Origin of the sequence: Nonlabens sp. Asnod3-H03, assembly GCF_045063665.1 — a bacterium.
In the GTDB taxonomy this organism is placed as follows: domain Bacteria; phylum Bacteroidota; class Bacteroidia; order Flavobacteriales; family Flavobacteriaceae; genus Nonlabens; species Nonlabens ulvanivorans.
This window is the reverse complement of the sequence record NZ_JBEFOD010000008.1, coordinates 141,341-161,305: the sequence shown is the minus strand read 5'-3', so window position 1 is coordinate 161,305 and position 19,965 is coordinate 141,341. Positions and strand designations below refer to the sequence as shown.

20 protein-coding genes are annotated in these 19,965 nt (G+C 35.3%); 3 read left to right on the top strand and 17 right to left on the bottom strand.

Translation table 11 applies throughout. From position 1 onward, the window contains the following. The first annotated feature begins 1 nt into the window (after position 1). Complete coding sequence (locus ACJJVI_RS03980) at positions 2-490, top strand: biopolymer transporter ExbD (protein ID WP_006796116.1); 489 nt, start codon at positions 2-4, stop codon at positions 488-490. 85 nt (positions 491-575) lie between these two features. Then, on the top strand, positions 576-1,289 hold the full coding sequence (locus tag ACJJVI_RS03975; RefSeq protein WP_036584031.1) for a porin family protein: 714 nt from the start codon (positions 576-578) through the stop codon (positions 1,287-1,289). Here ACJJVI_RS03975 and ACJJVI_RS03970 read toward each other — a convergent pair. From ACJJVI_RS03970 to rplM, 12 genes are all read right to left on the bottom strand, one after another. Then, positions 1,284-1,886 (bottom strand): hypothetical protein, encoded by a 603-nt coding sequence (locus ACJJVI_RS03970; RefSeq protein ID WP_317290258.1) that lies wholly within the window; start codon positions 1,884-1,886, stop codon positions 1,284-1,286. The genes ACJJVI_RS03975 and ACJJVI_RS03970 overlap by 6 nt on opposite strands. A 9-nt stretch (positions 1,887-1,895) precedes the next feature. Continuing rightward, positions 1,896-3,353: an RNA polymerase factor sigma-54 gene (rpoN, locus tag ACJJVI_RS03965; protein WP_036584035.1), complete on the bottom strand. Its 1,458-nt coding sequence runs from the start codon at positions 3,351-3,353 to the stop codon at positions 1,896-1,898. 160 nt (positions 3,354-3,513) lie between these two features. Continuing rightward, on the bottom strand, positions 3,514-4,968 hold the full coding sequence (gene asnS, locus ACJJVI_RS03960) for an asparagine--tRNA ligase (RefSeq protein WP_042247278.1): 1,455 nt from the start codon (positions 4,966-4,968) through the stop codon (positions 3,514-3,516). A 103-nt stretch (positions 4,969-5,071) separates the two neighbouring features. Further along, positions 5,072-7,468 (bottom strand): RND family transporter, encoded by a 2,397-nt coding sequence (locus tag ACJJVI_RS03955; protein WP_036584041.1) that lies wholly within the window; start codon positions 7,466-7,468, stop codon positions 5,072-5,074. Between the two features lie 68 nt (positions 7,469-7,536). Further along, positions 7,537-9,717, bottom strand: coding sequence for a DUF5686 family protein (locus ACJJVI_RS03950; protein WP_036584044.1), 2,181 nt, complete (start codon positions 9,715-9,717; stop codon positions 7,537-7,539). 149 nt (positions 9,718-9,866) lie between these two features. Then, the gene (gene frr, locus ACJJVI_RS03945; RefSeq protein ID WP_042247285.1) at positions 9,867-10,421 is read right to left on the bottom strand and encodes a ribosome recycling factor; all 555 of its coding nucleotides are present in this window, start codon (positions 10,419-10,421) and stop codon (positions 9,867-9,869) included. Positions 10,422-10,465: 44 nt separating this feature from the next. Beyond that, positions 10,466-11,173, bottom strand: a complete 708-nt coding sequence (gene pyrH, locus ACJJVI_RS03940; protein ID WP_036584047.1) for a UMP kinase — start codon at positions 11,171-11,173, stop codon at positions 10,466-10,468. Between the two features lie 98 nt (positions 11,174-11,271). Further along, positions 11,272-12,156 (bottom strand): T9SS C-terminal target domain-containing protein, encoded by an 885-nt coding sequence (locus ACJJVI_RS03935; protein ID WP_405350520.1) that lies wholly within the window; start codon positions 12,154-12,156, stop codon positions 11,272-11,274. Between the two features lie 123 nt (positions 12,157-12,279). Beyond that, on the bottom strand, positions 12,280-13,242 hold the full coding sequence (gene tsf / locus ACJJVI_RS03930) for a translation elongation factor Ts (protein WP_036584051.1): 963 nt from the start codon (positions 13,240-13,242) through the stop codon (positions 12,280-12,282). A 41-nt stretch (positions 13,243-13,283) separates the two neighbouring features. Further along, on the bottom strand, positions 13,284-14,093 hold the full coding sequence (gene rpsB, locus ACJJVI_RS03925) for a 30S ribosomal protein S2 (RefSeq protein WP_036584053.1): 810 nt from the start codon (positions 14,091-14,093) through the stop codon (positions 13,284-13,286). A gap of 197 nt (positions 14,094-14,290) precedes the next feature. Next, positions 14,291-14,677, bottom strand: coding sequence for a 30S ribosomal protein S9 (gene rpsI / locus ACJJVI_RS03920; protein WP_006796104.1), 387 nt, complete (start codon positions 14,675-14,677; stop codon positions 14,291-14,293). Between the two features lies 1 nt (position 14,678). Next, a complete protein-coding gene (gene rplM / locus ACJJVI_RS03915) occupies positions 14,679-15,134 on the bottom strand; it encodes a 50S ribosomal protein L13 (protein WP_036584058.1) in 456 nt (151 codons plus the stop codon). Between the two features lie 271 nt (positions 15,135-15,405). Here rplM and ACJJVI_RS03910 point away from each other — a divergent pair, with 271 nt between their 5' ends. Next, on the top strand, positions 15,406-15,918 hold the full coding sequence (locus tag ACJJVI_RS03910) for a lipocalin family protein (RefSeq protein WP_160165402.1): 513 nt from the start codon (positions 15,406-15,408) through the stop codon (positions 15,916-15,918). 92 nt (positions 15,919-16,010) lie between these two features. Here ACJJVI_RS03910 and ACJJVI_RS03905 read toward each other — a convergent pair whose 3' ends face one another. The 5 genes from ACJJVI_RS03905 to ACJJVI_RS03885 all read right to left on the bottom strand — a co-directional run bounded on the left by ACJJVI_RS03905 (position 16,011) and on the right by ACJJVI_RS03885 (position 19,937). Then, positions 16,011-16,292 carry a DUF427 domain-containing protein gene (locus tag ACJJVI_RS03905; RefSeq protein ID WP_036584064.1) on the bottom strand — a complete coding sequence of 94 codons (282 nt, stop codon included), beginning with the start codon at positions 16,290-16,292 and terminating at the stop codon, positions 16,011-16,013. 6 nt (positions 16,293-16,298) lie between these two features. Next, on the bottom strand, positions 16,299-17,264 hold the full coding sequence (locus ACJJVI_RS03900) for an L-histidine N(alpha)-methyltransferase (protein WP_348022228.1): 966 nt from the start codon (positions 17,262-17,264) through the stop codon (positions 16,299-16,301). Further along, the gene (gene egtB / locus ACJJVI_RS03895) at positions 17,261-18,427 is read right to left on the bottom strand and encodes an ergothioneine biosynthesis protein EgtB (RefSeq protein WP_405350513.1); all 1,167 of its coding nucleotides are present in this window, start codon (positions 18,425-18,427) and stop codon (positions 17,261-17,263) included. Before egtB ends, ACJJVI_RS03900 begins: the two co-directional genes overlap by 4 nt. Before the next feature lie 102 nt (positions 18,428-18,529). Continuing rightward, positions 18,530-19,111: a hypothetical protein gene (locus ACJJVI_RS03890; protein WP_405350510.1), complete on the bottom strand. Its 582-nt coding sequence runs from the start codon at positions 19,109-19,111 to the stop codon at positions 18,530-18,532. A 1-nt stretch (position 19,112) separates the two neighbouring features. Then, complete coding sequence (locus ACJJVI_RS03885) at positions 19,113-19,937, bottom strand: thymidylate synthase (RefSeq protein WP_405350508.1); 825 nt, start codon at positions 19,935-19,937, stop codon at positions 19,113-19,115. Positions 19,938-19,965: the final 28 nt, after the last annotated feature.

Genomic DNA, 19,965 nt, shown 5'->3' with positions numbered 1-19,965 from the left:
TATGTCAAAGTTTAATAAGAAAAAGAGTGGTGATTTACCACCAGTATCGACAGCATCTTTACCAGATATTGTATTCATGCTTTTATTTTTCTTCATGGTTGCAACCGTGATGAGAGATGATGAGATGCTTGTAGAAAATCAATTGCCAGCTGCTAATCAAGTAGAAAAGCTAGAAGATAAAAATAAACTGGTTAATATTTACATAGGTAAGCCAGGTGTCAATTATCAGAAAACTTTCGGTACTAGTGATGTGGTGCAATTAGGTGATAAAATTTCTCGTGTTGATGATGTGTATAATTACGTTAACACTAAAAGATCTGCAATGCCAGAAAATTTACAAGATCAGATGATGGTATCTTTAAAGGTTGATAGGAATGCAAAAGTAGGTGTTCTTACTGATGTGAAGCAAGAATTAAGAAAAGCGCAAGCACTTAAAATTACTTACACTTCTAATCAAGGTGATCCAATGAATAACATAAAGAGAAGATAATAATACTCTTATTTATATCTAGAAGCCGTTTCTTATTGAAACGGCTTTTTTTATTAGCGACGTTTCAAATTCATATCTTTACTACATGAAACAACTTATGATTCTATTAGGTCTTTTAATGACCTTTTCTGGAAATGCACAAAGTAGTGAGGATGATAGAAAGGAAAACGCTATTCCTACTGTTGTCGATTCTCTGTATAGAGAAGATCAGTTCTACATAGGCTTATCTTTTAACCTTATCAATAATGAACCGGCAGATTTTACACAAAATGGATTTTCCGGAGGTTTACATTTAGGCTTTATCAGAGATATGCCTCTTAATAAACGTCGTAATAAAGCGATAGGCGTTGGGCTGGGCTTCTCTACTAACACTTATAATTCAAACCTGTTTATAGGTGAAGATGAGGATGGTAATTCCATATACTCCATCTTGGATTCCGATGTTGATTATAAATCAAATAGATTGAATACTAATTTAATTGAAATGCCTATTCAATATAGATGGAGAACTTCTACAGCAACTAAGTATAATTTCTGGCGTATTTACACTGGTATTAAACTAGGTTATATTTATTACTATAAAGCGAGATTTGAACAAGCTAATAACACTGTAGTACAAACTAGTATTCCAGAACTTAATAAGTTTAGGTACTCCGCAACTCTTACTTTGGGGAATGGTAGTTTTAACGCTTTTGTTCAATACAATTTAAATACGTTATTCGATAAATCAGCCCAGATTAATGGAGAGTCTGTCAACTTGCAGCCTATAAAATTTGGGATAGAATTTTATTTATTATAAGAAGTATATGCCTGTCGTTATTTGTGCAATCAGTCCAGTAATGAAACCAAAGAGTAATTCATGACCTTTATGTGCTTTCATAGATAATCTAGATGTTGCTGTTAATCCAGAAAGTATAAATAGAATTGCTATTGATAGTACTGATGGTGTCTCAATGCTCGCGTGCAGCATGATGCTAAATCCTATTACTCCACCCATCGCCATCATATGTAAGCTCAATTTATAACGTGCTATAGTCATAACAAAGGCTACAATCGTTGCAATGAGTACACCAACAAAAAAATAGTAAAGAGGTAAATCAGTGAAGTCATTAAAGCCACCTCTTATTAAAATAAGCAATAAGATAGCATATGTGGCTAGCGGTGTACGTCGTTCTCTAATATGTGGTAGGTGAATGCTTTTAACTACTCCTAACAGCTTTAAAATGGCAAATATTAGCATCGGAAGAACAGCCGTTAATACTAGAATTAAATACATTTTCAATTCTATAATCGTACCGTCGGTGAAGGACACATTTAAAAAGTACCATAAAGCAACAACTGCTGGGACAAATAATGGGTTAACTAGATAACTCCAGAACCTCAAAAAACCTTTCATGACTTTCTTTTAAATTTCCTTGCGTAAACGTGCGACAGGAATGTCTAATTGCTCTCTATATTTTGCAACAGTACGCCTTGCTATAGGATATCCCTTTTCTTTAAGCAGTTCTGCTAGTTTTTGATCGGTCAATGGCTTTCTCTTACTTTCTTCACCTATAACGGTTTCTAGTATTTTTTTAATTTCTCTAGTAGATACTTCTTCACCATCAGAATTGGTCATGGATTCAGAAAAGAATTCTTTAATCAATTTAGTACCGTACGGTGTGTCAACATATTTAGAATTTGCTACTCGTGATACGGTTGACACATCCATTCCTATTTCGTCTGCAATATCTTTAAGAATCATCGGTCTTAAATTACGTTCATCACCTGTTAGGAAATATTCTTTCTGATAATACATAATAGAGGACATAGTCATAAAAAGTGTTTCCTGACGTTGTTTAATAGCCTCAATAAACCATTTTGCGCCATCTAACTTTTGTTTAATGAACATAACGGCATCCTTTTGGGATTTACTTTTTTCTTTAGCCTCTTTGTAACCTTTTAACATGTTAGAGTAATCTCTAGAGACATGCAATTCTGGCGCGTTACGACCATTCAAAGTAAGTTCTAATTCACCATCTTTAATACGAATTGTAAAATCAGGAACTACTTGTTCCACCATTCTGGTGCTGCCACCAGCATAGGCACTACCAGGTTTAGGGTTCAAGTGTTCTATTTCTTCTATAGCATCACGCAGCTCATCTTCATCAATATGGTATTTTTCTAGTATTTTTTTATAATGCTTTTTACTAAATGCGTCAAATGATTCACCTACTAACTTCATCGCTAGCTCAGTGCTTTCATTATTACGCTTTCGCGAAAGCTGAATTAATAAACACTCTTGTAAATCACGAGCTCCTACACCAGCAGGATCTAGCTGTTGTACCACTTTTAGAACTTGTTCAACTTCTAAGACATCTGTGTAGATGTTCATGGTAAAAGCGAGGTCGTCTGCGATGTCTTCCATGGATCTACGGATGTATCCACTATTATCTATGCTACCTACTAAAAATTGAGCTATTCCATAGTGTTGCTCGCTTAATCTTCTTGTATTTAATTGATCAGTTAAAGATTGTGTAAATGATGTCCCAGAGGCATATGGAATACTTTTCTCATCGTCATCTGCACTGTAATTATTTGCTTGAGTTCTGTATTCTGGTATATCATCATCACTTAGGTATTCATCGACGTTGATATCTGCTTCAATAGTGTCGTTCTCGTCCCCATATTCATCTTGATTAGAGAACTCATCATAATCGTCATCTAGACTGTCTTTACTATCATCTAGGGCAGGATTCTCTTCTAACTCTTGTTTAACACGTTGTTCAAATGCCTGTGTAGGCAATTGAATCAACTTCATCAACTGGATTTGTTGAGGAGAAAGCTTTTGTGATAGCTTGAAATTTAACGACTGTCTAAGCATGGGATTATTAATTACCTAGTAAAAATAACAAAAGCCTTATTTATAAAGGCAGTTTGTTTATTAAATATAAACTAATACTGGTGTAGGGTACTTAATTAAAAATAAAGTCCCAAAACCAGAGTATGGTATTGGGACTTAGTAAATGTTATGCGATAATTATTTAAAACTCTGCATTTCCAGGTGTTCTAGGATAAGGTATTACATCTCTAATGTTGCTCATTCCTGTAACAAACATTACTAATCTTTCAAATCCAAGACCAAAACCACTATGTGTAACACTACCGAACTTGCGTGTTTCTAAATACCACCATAGTTCTTCTTCAGGAATGCCCATGGTGTCCATTTTATCTTTAAGTACATCATAACGTTCTTCACGTTGTGATCCACCTATTATTTCACCGATACCTGGGAATAAAATATCCATGGCTCTCACCGTTTCACGGCCTTCACTATCTGGGTCATTTAATCTCATGTAAAATGCTTTAATGTCTGCAGGATAATCAAACAAAATTACTGGGCATTCAAAATGCTTTTCAACAAGGTAACGCTCGTGTTCACTTTGTAAATCTGCGCCCCATTCTTCAATAAGATATTTAAACTTCTTTTTCTTATTGGGCTTAGAACTTTTTAAAATATCAATAGCTTCGGTATAGGAAACTCGTTTAAAATTATTTTTAAGAATAAACTCTAGTTTCTTGCGCAACTCCATAGGGCTACGTTCAGCTTGTGGTTTACTTTTATCTTCCTGTATTAACCTGTTTTCAAGGAAATCTAAATCGTCTTTACAGTTGTCCAGTGCATATTTTACTACTGATTTGATAAAGTCTTCTGATAGATCCATGTTAGCATCTAGATCGTTAAATGCCACTTCAGGTTCTATCATCCAAAACTCTGCAAGGTGTCTAGAGGTGTTTGAGTTTTCTGCTCTAAAAGTAGGGCCAAAAGTATATACCTGTCCTAATCCCATAGCATATGTCTCAGCTTCTAGTTGACCAGAAACAGTAAGGTTAGATTCTTTTTCAAAGAAATCTTGTTTGTAGTCTATGTTTCCGTCCTCATCGAGCGGTGGATTCTTTGGGTCTAAAGTTGATAATCGGAACATTTCGCCGGCTCCTTCTGCATCACTACCGGTAATTATAGGTGTATGTGCTTGATAAAATCCATTTTCTTGAAAGTACTTGTGGACTGCAAAAGATAATGCAGCACGCACTCTCATCACTGCGCCAAAGGTGTTAGTACGCACTCTTAAATGTGCCTGTTCACGTAGTGTTTCAAGTTTGTGACGTTTAGGAGATAGAATTGTTTTTGCAACTTCTTCTGGATCTGCTGTACCTAATATGGTAACATTTTTTGCTTGTAGTTCAACACGCTGGCCGCTTCCTGCGCTTTCTACTAGAGTACCAGTTACGGCAACCGCTGCCGCTACATTAACTTGGTCTAGAAGAGTGCGTTCAAAGTTATCTGGCTCAATAACACACTGTAAATTATGAATGGTAGATCCGTCGTTTAATGCGATGAATCGATCGTTTCTAAAACTACGTACCCAACCTTTTACAGTAATCTCCTGCATGCTAGGTTCTGCTTGCAATAATGCGGCAATTCTTTGATGTTGCATTCTCGATTTTTTAAGAACAGCAAATATAATTTTTATGACATGGAATGCCAATGATTATCAAAGGGATTGTTGTGATAATGCTTACGCGAAAGCAAAATATTAATTACTCTTGCTCATCATCACCATCTTTATGGATGATAGGTATAGGTAGTTTCTTAAAGGTGCGCTCATTTGCAATACTACGTTCTAGTGATAAAAGCATACTAGGAAGTAATAATAGGTTAGAAAGCATTGCAAATAATAATGTGGCACTGACTAATGCACCTAGCGCCACTGTGCCGCCAAAGCTAGAAATTGTAAATGTTGAAAATCCAAAGAACAATACAATAGAAGTGTAAAACATGCTGACACCCGTTTCTCTTAAAGCTGCATAAACTGATTTCTTAACACGCCACTTATTGGCTATTAATTCTTGTCTATATTTTGCCAAGAAGTGAATGGTGTCATCTACAGATATACCAAAGGCTATCGAGAATACTAAAATAGTTGATGGTTTTATAGGGACACCTAGGTAGCCCATTAAGCCAGCTGTAATAATTAATGGTAAAATATTAGGTACTAGCGAGACTAGAATCATGCGCACAGACTTAAACATCCATGCCATAAAGAGAGCAATAAGGATAATGGCAAGGGTAAGTGATATGATTAAATTATTAATCAGGTAATTCGTTCCTTTTTGAAACACTAGTGCTTTACCTGTTAATAAAACTTCATACTTCTCCTCAGGGAAAACCTTAGCAATTTCATCACGTAAATCCTCTTCTACACGTTCCATGCGATCTGTTCCCATGTCTTTCATAAACGTCGTTATGCGTGCATATTGGCCTGTACTATCTACATAGCTTTTCATAAGCATGGCGTCACCACCGCTATCATCCAATAGTGTAGAAATACCAACGCGTTCATAGGTAGTTGGTAGATCATAAAATTCTGGGTCACCACCATAAAATGCCTGTTTAGTATATTTTACTATACTTACGATAGACATAGGTCTAGACAGCTCTGGTGTTTCAATAATATGAGCCTCAAGTTCATCTAGTTTTTTAAGTGTCTTGGCCTTAGAAACTCCTTTTTTGCTTTTAGTATTTACCACTATTTCTAGCGGCATGATACCGTCAAAACTTTCTTCAAAGAATTTAATGTCTTTATAAAATTGCATAGACTTAGGCATGTCTTCTATTAGGCTACCAGAAACTCTTATTTGATACATTCCTATTATAGAAATAACTAATACAATCAAGCTGGTAATGTATATAGCAATACGATTTTCCTTTACCATGCGCTCTGTCCAGTCTACAAATGTACCTATCCAGCGCTTTCTTAAATGCTCTAGATGCCTATCTTTAGGAACTGGCAGATAGCTGTATATGATAGGGATTATCATTAAGCTTAAAAGAAAAATGGAAACGATACATATAGAGGCTACGATTCCGAATTCACTCAGTAGTGTACTGTCGGTAAAGATAAATGTAGCAAATCCACTAGCTGTAGTAAGATTAGTCATTAAGGTCGCATTACCTACTTTGGTAATCACACGTTGAAGTGATTTAGCTTGGTTCCCATGTTCTTTAATTTCTTGTTGGTATTTATTAATTAAGAAAATACAGTTAGGGATTCCTATAACAATAATTAATGGCGGTATGAGAGCGGTCAATACAGTAATCTCATAGTTAAGCAATCCTAGAAAACCGAAAGCCCACATCACACCTATAATCACAGTGACTATAGATATAAAGGTAGCTCTCCATGATCTAAAGAAGAAAAAGAAAATTGCTGATGTAATAAGTAGTGCTGCTAGTAAAAACATACTTATCTCATCAACTATATTCTGTGAGTTTAACGTCCTGATATATGGCATTCCAGAAACTCTTAATTCTGATAGACCGTGATTTTCTTTATAATCCTCAATGAGTGGATTGAATTTCTCAAGTACAAACTCTTTTCTGATAGAGCTATTTACGATATCCTTTTTGATGTAAATCGCTGTTCTAAGAACTGAGTCTTTTTCACTGAATATAAGGTTGCGATAAAATGGCAACTCTCCAAATAGCTTTGTTTTATATGCTGAGAGCTCTTCTTTAGATGTTAAAGGAGCTTTAGATAATTGCTCTATAATAAACTTAGAGGCGTCATCAGATTTTTTAAGGACTGGAAGGTTGGATGTAGATAGAACAAGTTCTACTTCATCATATTTTTCAATAGAGTCGGCAAGTGAGTTCCAAGCGTTAAAATCTTCATACGTGAGAAGGTCACTATTTTTTATACCTAGAATGATTAAGTTTCCTTCTTCACCAAATTTTTCTAGAAACTGTCTGTATTCTTGATTTACAGGATGGTTGTCAGGTAACAGATTTGCCTCAGAATGGGTAAATCGCATATTACTCCATTGGGTAGCAAGACCTATGGTGGCCAGAATTATAAGGCCTAAAAGAATCTCTCGATTACGCAAAATGATTCTTGCGATGCCATTCCAAAACGAAAAACTAAATAACTTTTGCATAGTCCTTTAACAGGGCTGCAAAGGTAGGTTTTAAAGATAGTTTATACAGATTTTTGAGAGTATGAATTTTAAATTTCTAGGTAGAAAGTGAATTTAAGCGCTAGGTTGTCAGAAAATTGAGGCAAATGATAGGCGCCGTATCGATAGGTCGCGCTAATTCCAAAACCGTAAATTAATTTATTTAATTCAAAACCAGATTCTGTATAACCTTTATTAAGTCTCTTAAAATCGATATTAAGGTGATCTCCTATATCATTGAAGTCGCCAATAGCATATCGCGAGGTAATTACTAATTCTGGGTTGAGCCAAGAAGTTATATGAAATGGCGCAAAATTATGACGCATTTGTAGCGTCGCGATACGATCAGAGAAAAACTCATTAAAGTACATGGTCTCAAAACTATTTCTGCCTGCTACAGAGAACCGTTGTAGTACTTCATCTTTAGTAGGTGCGTTGGGATAAGCATGAAATAAATGACTTAACGGTACGTCACCACTTGCATAATGACCTTCTAATAAAAATGCTGTTTTAGAACCGTTTATTCTATTGATGGTATAAGACGCTTTACCAGAAAATTTTAAATAATTAAAGTCGCTGTCTAATAATCCTTGAATTCCCTTAGTGACTTGCCCACTTAAAATTGGATATCCTTTTGTTGTTTCTTGGTATCCTTTAGGTGTTTTCATGAATTCACTTTTTGGACTCCAACGGGCAGCAATTGTTGCCTCAGCTAACACATAGTTGATAAATGGATTACCATCAGGTGCAAACACATAATTTGTGGTTTGTGAAATACGCTTTCGCGAAAGCGAGAACTCACTAATCACAGATGGAAATAAGCGTTGTTGTAATGATACACCGTATTCTTTGTATAGATAAAATGTAGGAATGTTAATGAGTCGTGGTTCAAATAGTGAGTAAACTCTAGCGTCAGTTAGAAATCTAGCTCCTGCAAACTCATTAATATCATCTGTTTTATAGGCGCTAATCCATGTGTTGTTTTCTTCACTAATTCTATAGCCTAAAGTAATATTATGTTTAAATACCTTGTCTTTGGTCCCAAAGGCGCCGTAGCCACTCACTCGCCATTTCTCAGAAAATTTATCGTTGGTCGTGCCACCTACACCTATTCTGAAGGCTTCGTATTCATTAAATTTTATAAGGTATTTAAGATCTATATCAAAGAAGCCTACCGGATAATAACCTACTTTAAACTTTTCTATGACTTCAAGTTTCCGTGTTACTTTCTCAGCCATTACGATGCTGTCTAGCTGCATGAAGTTAGCGAGTTCTTGAGTTGTAAAAGGTTCTTCATTGCGATAGGTGTCCCAATAATTGAGTGGTTTATCAATGGAGGTTTCTGGGATTTCAATGGAAACTCCTTTTTGACCAAAATTAACCTTGCGGTTAGTTTTAAAGTTTTTTTGATACCTTTTCATTATGAGATAAAGCTCATCGGTCTCACTGTCAATATCTTTTTGCTTGCGTGTTCCTACTTCAAAACGACCACCAAAAAGCTCAATTTCTTTAATGTTATTTGTCTTTTTTATGAATAACTCACTATAGGAACAATACCATAGATGGTGTAAGGAGTCATAAACAAAATCATGTTTGGTTTCAACTCTTAAGTCCTTATAGATATTATAATGAGCTTTTGCAATGGCTTTAGTTTCTTGGTCTATATAAAGAGTGCCTGATAGGGTAGAGATAGATGTTTCAATAGGGGCAAATCCTATAATATTAATTTTTCTATTTTCAATTAAAGTGTCACCTATCGTTTCATAATTATAACTATTGAGCCCATTATTAGAAATAGGATTGATATAATGCTGGTCAAAAACAACATAGGTGTCTTGATATAAATTGCGTGATTGAAAATTGATGTTATAGATAGGGTAAACTGGTGTTTCAAAACCAGGCATAAAAGCCGCCGTGATAAGTTCTTTAAAACCTTGAGATTGATCGTTTACGATGTCAGATGTTTTTTCAGATAAAAAAACTCCTGTTTTAAGTAATGTTCTCCTTAGTTCTGTCTTTTTATAGCCGGAACCCGTAATAGCTTCGGGATTACCTGCTATCTTAAGGTTTTCATAGCTATCGTACTGAAAGGTGTTTAAAGTCTCTAAAGGGTTGTTTACATCCTTATTCTCAATACAAGTTTTAATTATTTCTAATGCAGGTGTCACATCTTTTTGTGCTTGAACAACGATGCTTAAAAAAAGAAAAGAAATGAAAGGCCAGTACCTCATTGAGAACATTAATATAATACTTAACTAAGTAACGATAAAAATACAAGAAGCATATGCCCTAATAAAGAATCTTATTACTTATTTAGAAATTTATCAATCAAAAAAAACGCCAGCGAAATAGCTGGCGTTTTAATACAAAAAGTATGTATTTATACTTTCATAATTTCTGCTTCTTTTACCGATACGATTTTATCAATCTTAGCGATATAAGCATTAGTAAGTTCTTGTACCTCTTCTTCAGATGTTTTTAATAAATCTTCTGATAAACCAAGCTTTTTCAAATCATTCATGGCAGTTTTACGATCGTTACGAACACCAATTTTGGCATCTTCACCTTCACTTTTAGATTGTTTTGCAAGATCTATACGTCTTTCTTCTGTTAATGCTGGTACGTTGATAATAACGCTTTCTCCATTATTCATAGGATTTAAACCTAGGTTAGCATACATGATACCTTTTTCAATCTCTGTAATCATGCCTTTCTCCCATGGAGTGACGGTGATGGTTCTGGCATCTGGAGCAGCAACATTTGCTACTTGTCCTAAAGGTGTCTGGCTACCATAATAGTCTACAAATACACTACCTAGCATTGCTGGACTAGCTTTACCAGCACGGATATTTAATAATTGCTTTTCAAGATGTACAATGGCAGAATCCATTCCTTCTTTACAAGCATCTATAACTAGTTCTAATTCTTCGTTCATAGCTCAAATTTATACTTAACGGTTAGCAAATATATTGCCACTATTTATAATTGTACTCTCGTTCCTATATTTTCACCACTTAAAACTTTCATTAAATTACCTTTTTTGTTCATGTCGAAAACGATGATCGGCAATTCATTCTCTTGACTTAATGTAAATGCTGTGGTGTCCATTACTTTTAATCCTTTACGTAAAACATCATCAAAACTTATGAAGTCAAATTTAGTAGCATTATCATCTTTTTCTGGGTCTGCTGTGTAAATACCATCTACACGAGTACCTTTTAAAATAACGTCCGCTTCAATTTCTATGGCTCTTAATACAGCTGCGCTATCTGTCGTAAAATAAGGGTTACCTGTTCCTCCTCCAAAGATGACTACTCGACCTTTTTCTAGATGTCTCATCGCCTTACGACGTATAAAAGGTTCTGCTACTTCATTGATCTTAATTGCAGATTGTAATCTAGTAGGTATGCCAGCATCTTCAAGCGCGCTTTGCAAGGCAAGGCCATTAATTACAGTAGCAAGCATTCCCATATGGTCTCCTTGTACACGATCCATTCCTGCACTAGCGCCAGCAACACCTCTAAAGATATTACCACCACCTATAACGATAGCTACTTCTATCCCTTTGTCAATAGCTTTTTTAATTTCTTGAGCATATTCTGAAAGACGTTCTGGATCAATACCATATTGTCTATTTCCCATTAATGCTTCTCCACTTAATTTAAGAAGGATGCGATTGTATTTCATAAGGTGTGTCTGAGGTTGTGCAAATATAAAGGAATTCCTTTTTGATTCAGAGTGCGATTTTAATCTTCGTGTTATTCTTGTTTAGTAATCTATTCTCTTTATTCGGGCCAGATCAATTTATAAAGTTCTCCGGCAACTTTTGCTTCATCATCTCCTAGTCTAACATTTACAGCTTCGCTAGTAAGGTAATAAACATCTTGATCTTTCTGATTTTTGCCGTAATAGGCTATTGCTTCAATTTGCGCACCTTCGATAGGTAAATCTACTTTCTTAATTAGAGTGAAATTACCATCTTTAAATTTTAATTGAGCTATAAAAGGTTGAAGGCTTTGATTGTAACCACATAACAATACTGTGTCATTATTATTAAAAGCAGCATCAGTAACGAGGCCCTTAGTATTGATTGATTGATGGCTATTTAACGACGTATCTTGATAAAGTGGTAAGCTGTAAATTGAAGTAGTAAAATTGATCCAGTCTTTTGAAAATAAATACATCACTTCATTTATGATGATTATAGCTTCTGCATCATAAGAATGTTGTTGATTACGTTGTTTAAAATCCGTTTGTGTTGAATATGTAATGGTAGATATGTCTATATCAATATCTTCTTGCCAAATGCCGTTTTTTATGACATTATAGATTTTTAAATCTTTTCTGTCACCTAGATTATTTCCGATATCGGCAATATGTATTGCGTTGTTTGACTGAGCGATTGCTTCCCAGTCGTGATTTGCAAGATAGTTGTATTTAATATAGTCTGTAATAATACCTGTAGTATCTAATTGATACAACATGGGCATATTACCAGAGTCATTATGAGTGATTAATTTACCGTCTATTATAATCAATCCAGAGCTTTCATTGATTGATGGTGGTAATTCACTTACCTTTTTAAATGTAAAAGATGTAGTGTCGGGCTTAGACAGATTAGCGCAGCCAGTAACAGCTATTATTAGTAGTGGAATCAGGTATTTGACCATAATACAAAGGTAAAAATAAGATAGATATAACTGTTTCGCTTTCGCGAAAGCAAAATTATAAACAAAAAAAATCCCATCTAAGTAAATCTTAGATGGGATTTTTAAAATTCTATTGAAAGCTTATTAAGCGATAGAAACTCTTTTGAATCCTACAACGCTAGCACCTTTAGACTCTACATATTGTGCAACAGTTTTGCTGTCGTCCATAATGAAATCTTGATCTAATAAAGCAAGTTCTTTATCTAAAGAAACGTTGTCAGAAATAAAACGTTCAAGTTTACCAGGGATAATACGATCCCAAATAGCTTCTGGTTTACCTTCAGCTTTTAATTCTTCTTCAAAACGTACTTTAGCCTCAGCTAGAGCAGTATCGGTAACTTGAGATCTTGAAATGAAAAGAGGGATATTTTTCAACGCCTTTCCTAAACGTCCGCGCTCGATGTTATCTTTTTCGATAGCAGCGATACGAGCTTCAGTTTCTGATTGTACAAAATCAGCATCAAAATCTTTGTAAGAAAGTGTCGTTGCGCCCATAGAAGCTACTTGCATAGAAACCGATTTTGCTACTTCACTTGAATTGTCAGATGCTGTAGAAAGTCCAGTTAAAGCACCAATTTTTCCACCGTGTACATATGCACCTACAAATGGAGCTTCAAATGCTTCAAAACCACCTATTTCTAATTTTTCACCTATTACACCTGTTTGCTCGATAAGTTTCTCAGCCACGGTCATACCATCAAAGCTTGCAGCAAGCAATTCTTCTTTAGTATTAGTGTTAAGAGCAACATCAGCAATTTTATTAGCTAGTGCAACGTAATCATCGTTTTTTGCAACAAAGTCAGTCTCACAGTTAAGTGAAATCATAACACCTCTAGTGTTGCTTTCATTTACTTTTGCAACTACTACACCTTCAGAAGAGTCACGGTCAGCACGCTTTGCAGCTACTTTTTGACCTTTTTTTCTTAGGATTTCAATTGCTTTTTCAAAATCACCTTCAGCTTCTACAAGGGCTTTTTTACAGTCCATCATACCAGCACCAGTGGTCTTTCTTAATTTTCCTACTTCAGCAGCGGTTATTTTTGCCATGTTGAAAATATTTTAGATTCTGGATTCCCAGAGATTATGATTTATTCTTCTTCTTCAGTTTTTACAGCCTCTTTTGCTGCTTTTGCAGTCTTTTCAGCTTTTGCTGCTTTAGCATCCTTCTCAGCCTTTTCAGCTTTTGCTGCTTCGTTGTTCTTTTCGTTCTTACGATCTTCAAGACCAGCTTTAATAGCTTCGGCGGCAGAGTTTACTATAATATCGATAGATTTTGATGCATCATCATTTGATGGTATAACATAATCGATATCACGAGGATTTGCGTTAGTATCAGCCATTGCAAAAATAGGAATACCTAATTTCAATGCTTCTTTAACAGCGATGTGCTCACGTACAGTGTCAACGATGAAAAGTGCTGCTGGCATACGAGTCATGTCTACAATAGAACCTAAGTTCTTTTCTAGTTTAGCTCTCATACGGTCTACTTGTAAACGTTCTTTTTTAGAAAGAGTTTCATAACGACCATCTTTCTTCATGCGATCTACAAGAGCCATTTTCTTAACAGCTTTACGGATTGTTACAAAGTTTGTAAGCATTCCACCTGGCCATCTTTCAGTGATATAAGGCATGTTAGCATCACCTGCATGTTGTGCAACGATGTCTTTTGCTTGCTTTTTAGTAGCAACAAAAAGAATCTTGCGACCAGATGCAGCGATTTTACGTAAAGCATCATTAGCCTCATTCAGCTTAGCTTTAGTTTTGTAAAGGTTGATGATGTGAATCCCGTTACGCTCCATATAAATATATGGTGCCATATTTGGATCCCATTTGCGTGTAAGGTGACCGAAGTGGACACCTGCGTCAAGAAGATTCTTGACTTCTGTGTTATTTGCCATGTTTAGATAGTTTACGTTCTGTCAGATAGCAATGATTAAGTGGTCATTTCAATAGAATTGAAAATCGCCATAATCATTTAGATGCTAAACTAGGTCCCGACGGCAATCGGGATGACAGCAAATTAAAAATTAAAAAAATATAAGAACAAATCCCATTTGATTGTGAAACCAAATGGGATGATAATTTCTTTGCAGTATTAACGCTTAGAGAATTGGAATTTCTTCCTTGCTTTCTTCTGACCAAATTTCTTACGTTCTACCATTCTTGGGTCACGTGTCATAAGGCCTTCAGGTTTCAATACTAGACGATTCTCTTCGTCGATCTCTACTAGAGCTCTAGAAAGTGCAAGACGTATAGCCTCTGCTTGTCCAGTGATTCCACCACCATATACGTTTACTTTTACGTCATATGTTCCAGTAGTTTCAGTTAAAGCAAACGGTTGGTTTACTTTATATTGAAGAGTACCAGTTGTGAAGTAATCTTTAAGGTCTTTATTGTTTATAGTGATATTACCTTCTCCATCGCTAAGGTATACACGAGCTACGGCAGTTTTTCTTCTACCTATTTTGTGTAATGTTTCCATCTTACTTGATCTCGTTTAAGTTGATAGTCGTAGGTTGTTGTGCGTCTTGACCGTGTTCAGCGCCGCTGTACACTTTTAAGTTACGGAATATTGCTGCTCCTAATTTGTTTTTAGGTAACATTCCTTTCACAGCTTTTTCAACTACTCTTGTAGGGTCTTTATCGTAAAGCTCCTGAGCAGTAAGACTGCGCTGCCCACCTGGATAACCTGTGTGGCGTATGTAAGTCTTCTCAGACCACTTATTACCAGAAAGCTTCACCTTGTCAGCATTTATCACAATTACATTGTCTCCACAATCTACGTGTGGAGTGAAATTTGTCTTATATTTTCCTCTTAATAGTTTTGCAACTATTGAAGACATACGACCTAGTGGCTGGTCTGCTGCATCTACAAGTACCCATTCTTTGTTTACTGTAGCGCTATTAGCAGAAACTGTTTTGTAACTTAACGTATTCACTTTGAACCTGTTTTAAATTGTAACGATTTCAATGGTTAAAATCGGGCTGCAAATGTATGATTTTATATTTGATTGACAAGCAGTGAGATTCAAAAAAAATAAAGTTGTTCTTCACTTTTAATTGTTTTGCTCTTCTTTTTTCATTTTAATATTACGTTTTGTAATATCGCTATTATGTCTCGATGTCAATAGATTCAAGGGTTGTGCTGTGCTAATTGCTTCAAAAATAGTACATTATTATAATTTGTTATCTTTAACAAAAATAATAATGATGAAAAAATTAATTTTTCCCTTAATCGCTATATTATTTGCTTTCACGGCTTGTACTAATGATGAAAATCAATCAATTAATAATAATGCAGCTCTTGTTGGTAATTATGTGTTAAGTACGCTTACAGCCGATGTTGCTGTTGATTTAAATCAAGATATGATCACAAATATGGAATTAACCAATGAGACTAATTGTTTTGATAGCATGGCGATTAGCTTTAATGCAGATGGTACTTTTACATCTACAATTGCAGAGGTTAGTTTTGATGCTTCTAATAATTTAGTTTGTAATACAAATGTTGAAAGCGGTACTTATTCTTATGCAAACGGTACTTTAACAATCACGGTTAATGTTAATGGAGGAACAGCTACAGAATCTCAACAAGTTCTACTTACCACATCTACCTTATCATTTAATGTTGATGATAATGACGTTGCGCAATATTTTAGTGGAGCGGCAGGTACTCCTGCTAGTGGTATTATGAGTTTAGATTTCGTTTACAACAAAATCTAACATCTTCATTAGTAGACTGAGAAGGTCACTAACTTAAAAGTCCATAATCAAGAAACATTTTCTTAATTATGGACTTTTTGTTAGAATTACTTTTATTCAGAGATGGTTACGCCTTTCCAAAAAGCTACATATCCTTCAATTTCTTTTGCAGCGTGTTTAGTGTCTGGATAATACCATGCAGCATCCTTATTTGTTTCTCCGTTTACCTCTAAAGTGTAATAACTAGCTAGTCCTTTCCAAGGACAGTTAGATTGAGTGTTGCTGTTTTTAAAATACTCATTTTTTATACTGTTTTTAGGGAAGTAGTGATTGTTTTCAATAACTTTAGTATCGTTACTTTCGGCAATAATTTGATTATTCCAGATGGCTTTCATAAACTTTTATTTTTTTATTTTAAATAAATAATCCTTGAAGAGCTTTTGATGATCTTCATAAATCTTTTCAATTTCTAAACCTGATTTATTTGCTAACCACTCTACGGTATCGTCATCATATTTTTGAGATATTTCACAGTGTATGGTTTCCCATTTTTTGAAAGTCGTCTTTAGTTGTAACTTTTTAATTTCTACAACACAAGGTTCTGTTGCTATCAGGTAGCTTTTTGCAGTGCCTGTTTCTGGGTCGTAAGATTCCCAGTGTTCAAAGTTGTTGACTGGAAAGTCTCCGTCCATTTCTTTATTGATACGATGTAATAAGTTGCGATTAAACTCTTGAGTTACTCCTTGAGAATCGGCATATGCATGCTGAATTGTTAATGGGTCTTTCTTTTGGTCAAACCCCATAAAAAGAAAATCTTGGTCAGACATTACGTCTTTGATTTTTATCAAAAAATCTATTGCTTGAGGATGATCAAGGTTACCTATGTTAGAGCCTAAAACGATAATGACTTTAGGTCTTTTGTTGTATGTGGCTAGTCTTTCTAGGACTTTAAAATATGTTCCTTGTTCTCCTTGTACTTCTAGATCTGGTAATAATGTGGTTAGAGAGTTAGTTAAATCATCAATTGCGTGTTGACTTATATCTATTGGTATGTATGTAAAGTCTACTTTGTTTGTTACTAGTTCTTTTAATAATACTTTAGTTTTTTTACCATCTCCAGCACCTAACTCGATCAGATCAAACGCTCCATGAGTGTTAAAAACCTTTCTTAAGTTATCCTTATGAGTATCGATAATATTGTATTCTGCCTCGGTAAGGTAATATTCTGGAAGAGCCATGATTTGTTGAAATAATTCATCACCGCGGTCATCATAAATGTATTTGGAACTTAAAAATTTAGGAAATGCTTTTAGCCCTTCTGTTACGTGATTTTCAAATTCTAATTGAAATGTTTCTTGCTTTGTCATATAGATTGTGCGAGTCTCAAACTCGTAAATTGCCATCTTAAATTAGGATGAAAAAAGTTTCTGTAAGTCGATCTTGTGTGATTGTTAGGAGTAGCGACAGAACTACCTCTAAGCACCTTCTGGTTCACCATAAATTTACCATTATATTCTCCTAGGGCACCATCAGGTTTTTGGTAATTAGGGTAGGGTAGGTAAGCACTTTCTGTCCATTCCCATCTTTTTCCCCAACTAAATTTTTGTTGTGCGGCTTCCCATTCAAACTCAGTAGGTAGTCGCATGCCTCTCCATTGTGCAAAGGCAAATGCTTCATAGTAGGATACATGAGTAATAGCACTAGATTTATCTATACCAGTAATACCATTCAAAGTGTATTGATTCCATTGATCGTTTTCTTCAAACCAATACATAGGTGCGCATATATTGTTTTTTTGAACCCAATCCCAGCCTTCTGTGTGCCATAGCATTACATTTGCGTAGCCGCCATCATTAATAAAGTCTATCCATTCTCCGCAAGTAACTAACTCACTAGATATTTGATATGCTTCTAGAAATATGCGATGGCGTGGTTGCTCATTATCATAGCAAAACTCCTTTTTAGAATGTCCTACTTCATAGATTTGCGCTGGCATCTCAAGCCATTTAGGAGTTTTATTATTTATGAATACTTCATCCTCTATGTTTCCGTACACAGGTGATAAAGGGTTATTACCTAATATATATTTAATATCAGTGAGTAATAGTTCTTGGTGTTGTTTTTCGTGATGAATACCTATTTCTAGTACTGGGATCAGGTCCTCGTTCCAGTGATTTTCAATAAGCTGTGCCATGTACTTTGTAACATATGCGCGATATTCATAAACTTCATCCACACTAGGTCTTGATAGGTTTCCTCGGTCTGTGCGTACAACACGAGCACCTATACTTTCATAATAGCTATTAAATACATAAGCATATTGACTATGAAATCTTTTATAATCAGCAAGGTATCCGTCTAATAAGAATTCCTCAAAAAACCAGGTTGTGTGTCCTAAGTGCCATTTAGGTGGCGATACATCTACTATAGGTTGCACTACATAGTCTTCTTTTTGCAATGGTTTGCATAAAGCTTCTGTATGCTTTCTAGTGTCTAAAAACAGTTTAAGAAGATTTTCTTTTGAATTCATTTTCTCAAAGTTAAAAGTAATTTTCAAAAGTCTAGCAAACTAATAGGATTTTGTGAAATAGTTAGGATGTTTATGATATCGCTTTCGCGTAAGCGTGCTTAATCAAGGCTTTCGGTTGCGTCTATCATAGTCTTTAAACTCTGCCTTGTTGCCAGCAAATCTTGCAATCAACCCTATGACTAGCGCAAGTAAACCAATACCTCTAAAAATCCATCGCCATGGAATCTCTTTTGAAGATTGATGATTGCGATTATCTTGCTCTTGCATTTGCTTTAAGAGCTTCTCCATGTTCTTGCGTTGTTCTATCTGTAATTTATAATTACTTTGGGATAGAGTAGTGGTCTTAGATTTTCCCTTAAGATTTAAGTGGATAGGTGATACAACTAATTTTGCACTAGCTGGTATTTCTATTGATTTATCTCTATAAATCTTGCGGTGAAACAATGTATTGATAGTAGGGTCATAAAGCTCTACTAGGAACTTAGTAAGTGATTTGTGAGCGTCCCAACTTGCTGTAGCCATTCCTGGATCAGAAGATATCATTTTTAAATCAACTACATAAAAGCTGGGTGAATCCTTGTATTCTGTATCATCAATTTCCAAAAAATCTTCATATGCAGGGTCGGTATCTTGGGCAATTGTAAAAGTTGAAACAAAAAATAATAGTAGAATTATCGATTTCATACTATATAGCAACGGCACCTTTAATTGCTGGATGCGGATCATAGTTCTCTAATGTAAAGTCATCAAATGTGAAATTGAAAATATCTTTGATATCTGGATTCATTTTCATAATGGGTAGTGCGCGAGGTTCTCTAGACAGTTGTAATTTGACTTGCTCCATGTGGTTTGAGTATATATGAACATCGCCAAAAGTGTGAATAAAATCACCATATTCAAAACCGCATACTTGTGCCATCATCATGGTAAATAAGGCATAACTGGCAATATTAAAAGGAACGCCTAAAAAAACATCAGCACTACGTTGATAGAGTTGACAACTCAGCTTATTGTCTGATACATAAAATTGAAAAAAGGCATGACATGGCGGTAGTGCTGCCTTTCCATTTGCCACGTTTTTAGAAAAGCTAACGCTAGTGTCTGGCATGACGCTTGGATTCCAGGCGCTTACCATCATACGACGGCTATTAGGATTGTTTTTTAGTGTGTGAATTATATCTTTAATTTGATCAATGTCTTCGTTATTCCAGTTGCGCCATTGATGTCCGTAAACAGGTCCTAAATCGCCGTTTTCATTTGCCCATTCATTCCAGATACGCACACCATTATCTTGTAAATATTTTACGTTTGTATCACCAGTAAGAAACCATAATAACTCGTGAATTATCGATTTAAGGTGTAATTTTTTAGTGGTAACCATGGGAAAGCCTTCTTGCAGGTTAAACCTCATTTGATAACCGAAAACGCTTCTCGTTCCGGTACCTGTGCGATCACCTTTATCGGTTCCTTCATTTAATATGTGTTGTAGTAAATCGTGATACTGTTTCATTTTTTCCTGCTTGAATTATAGAATAAAA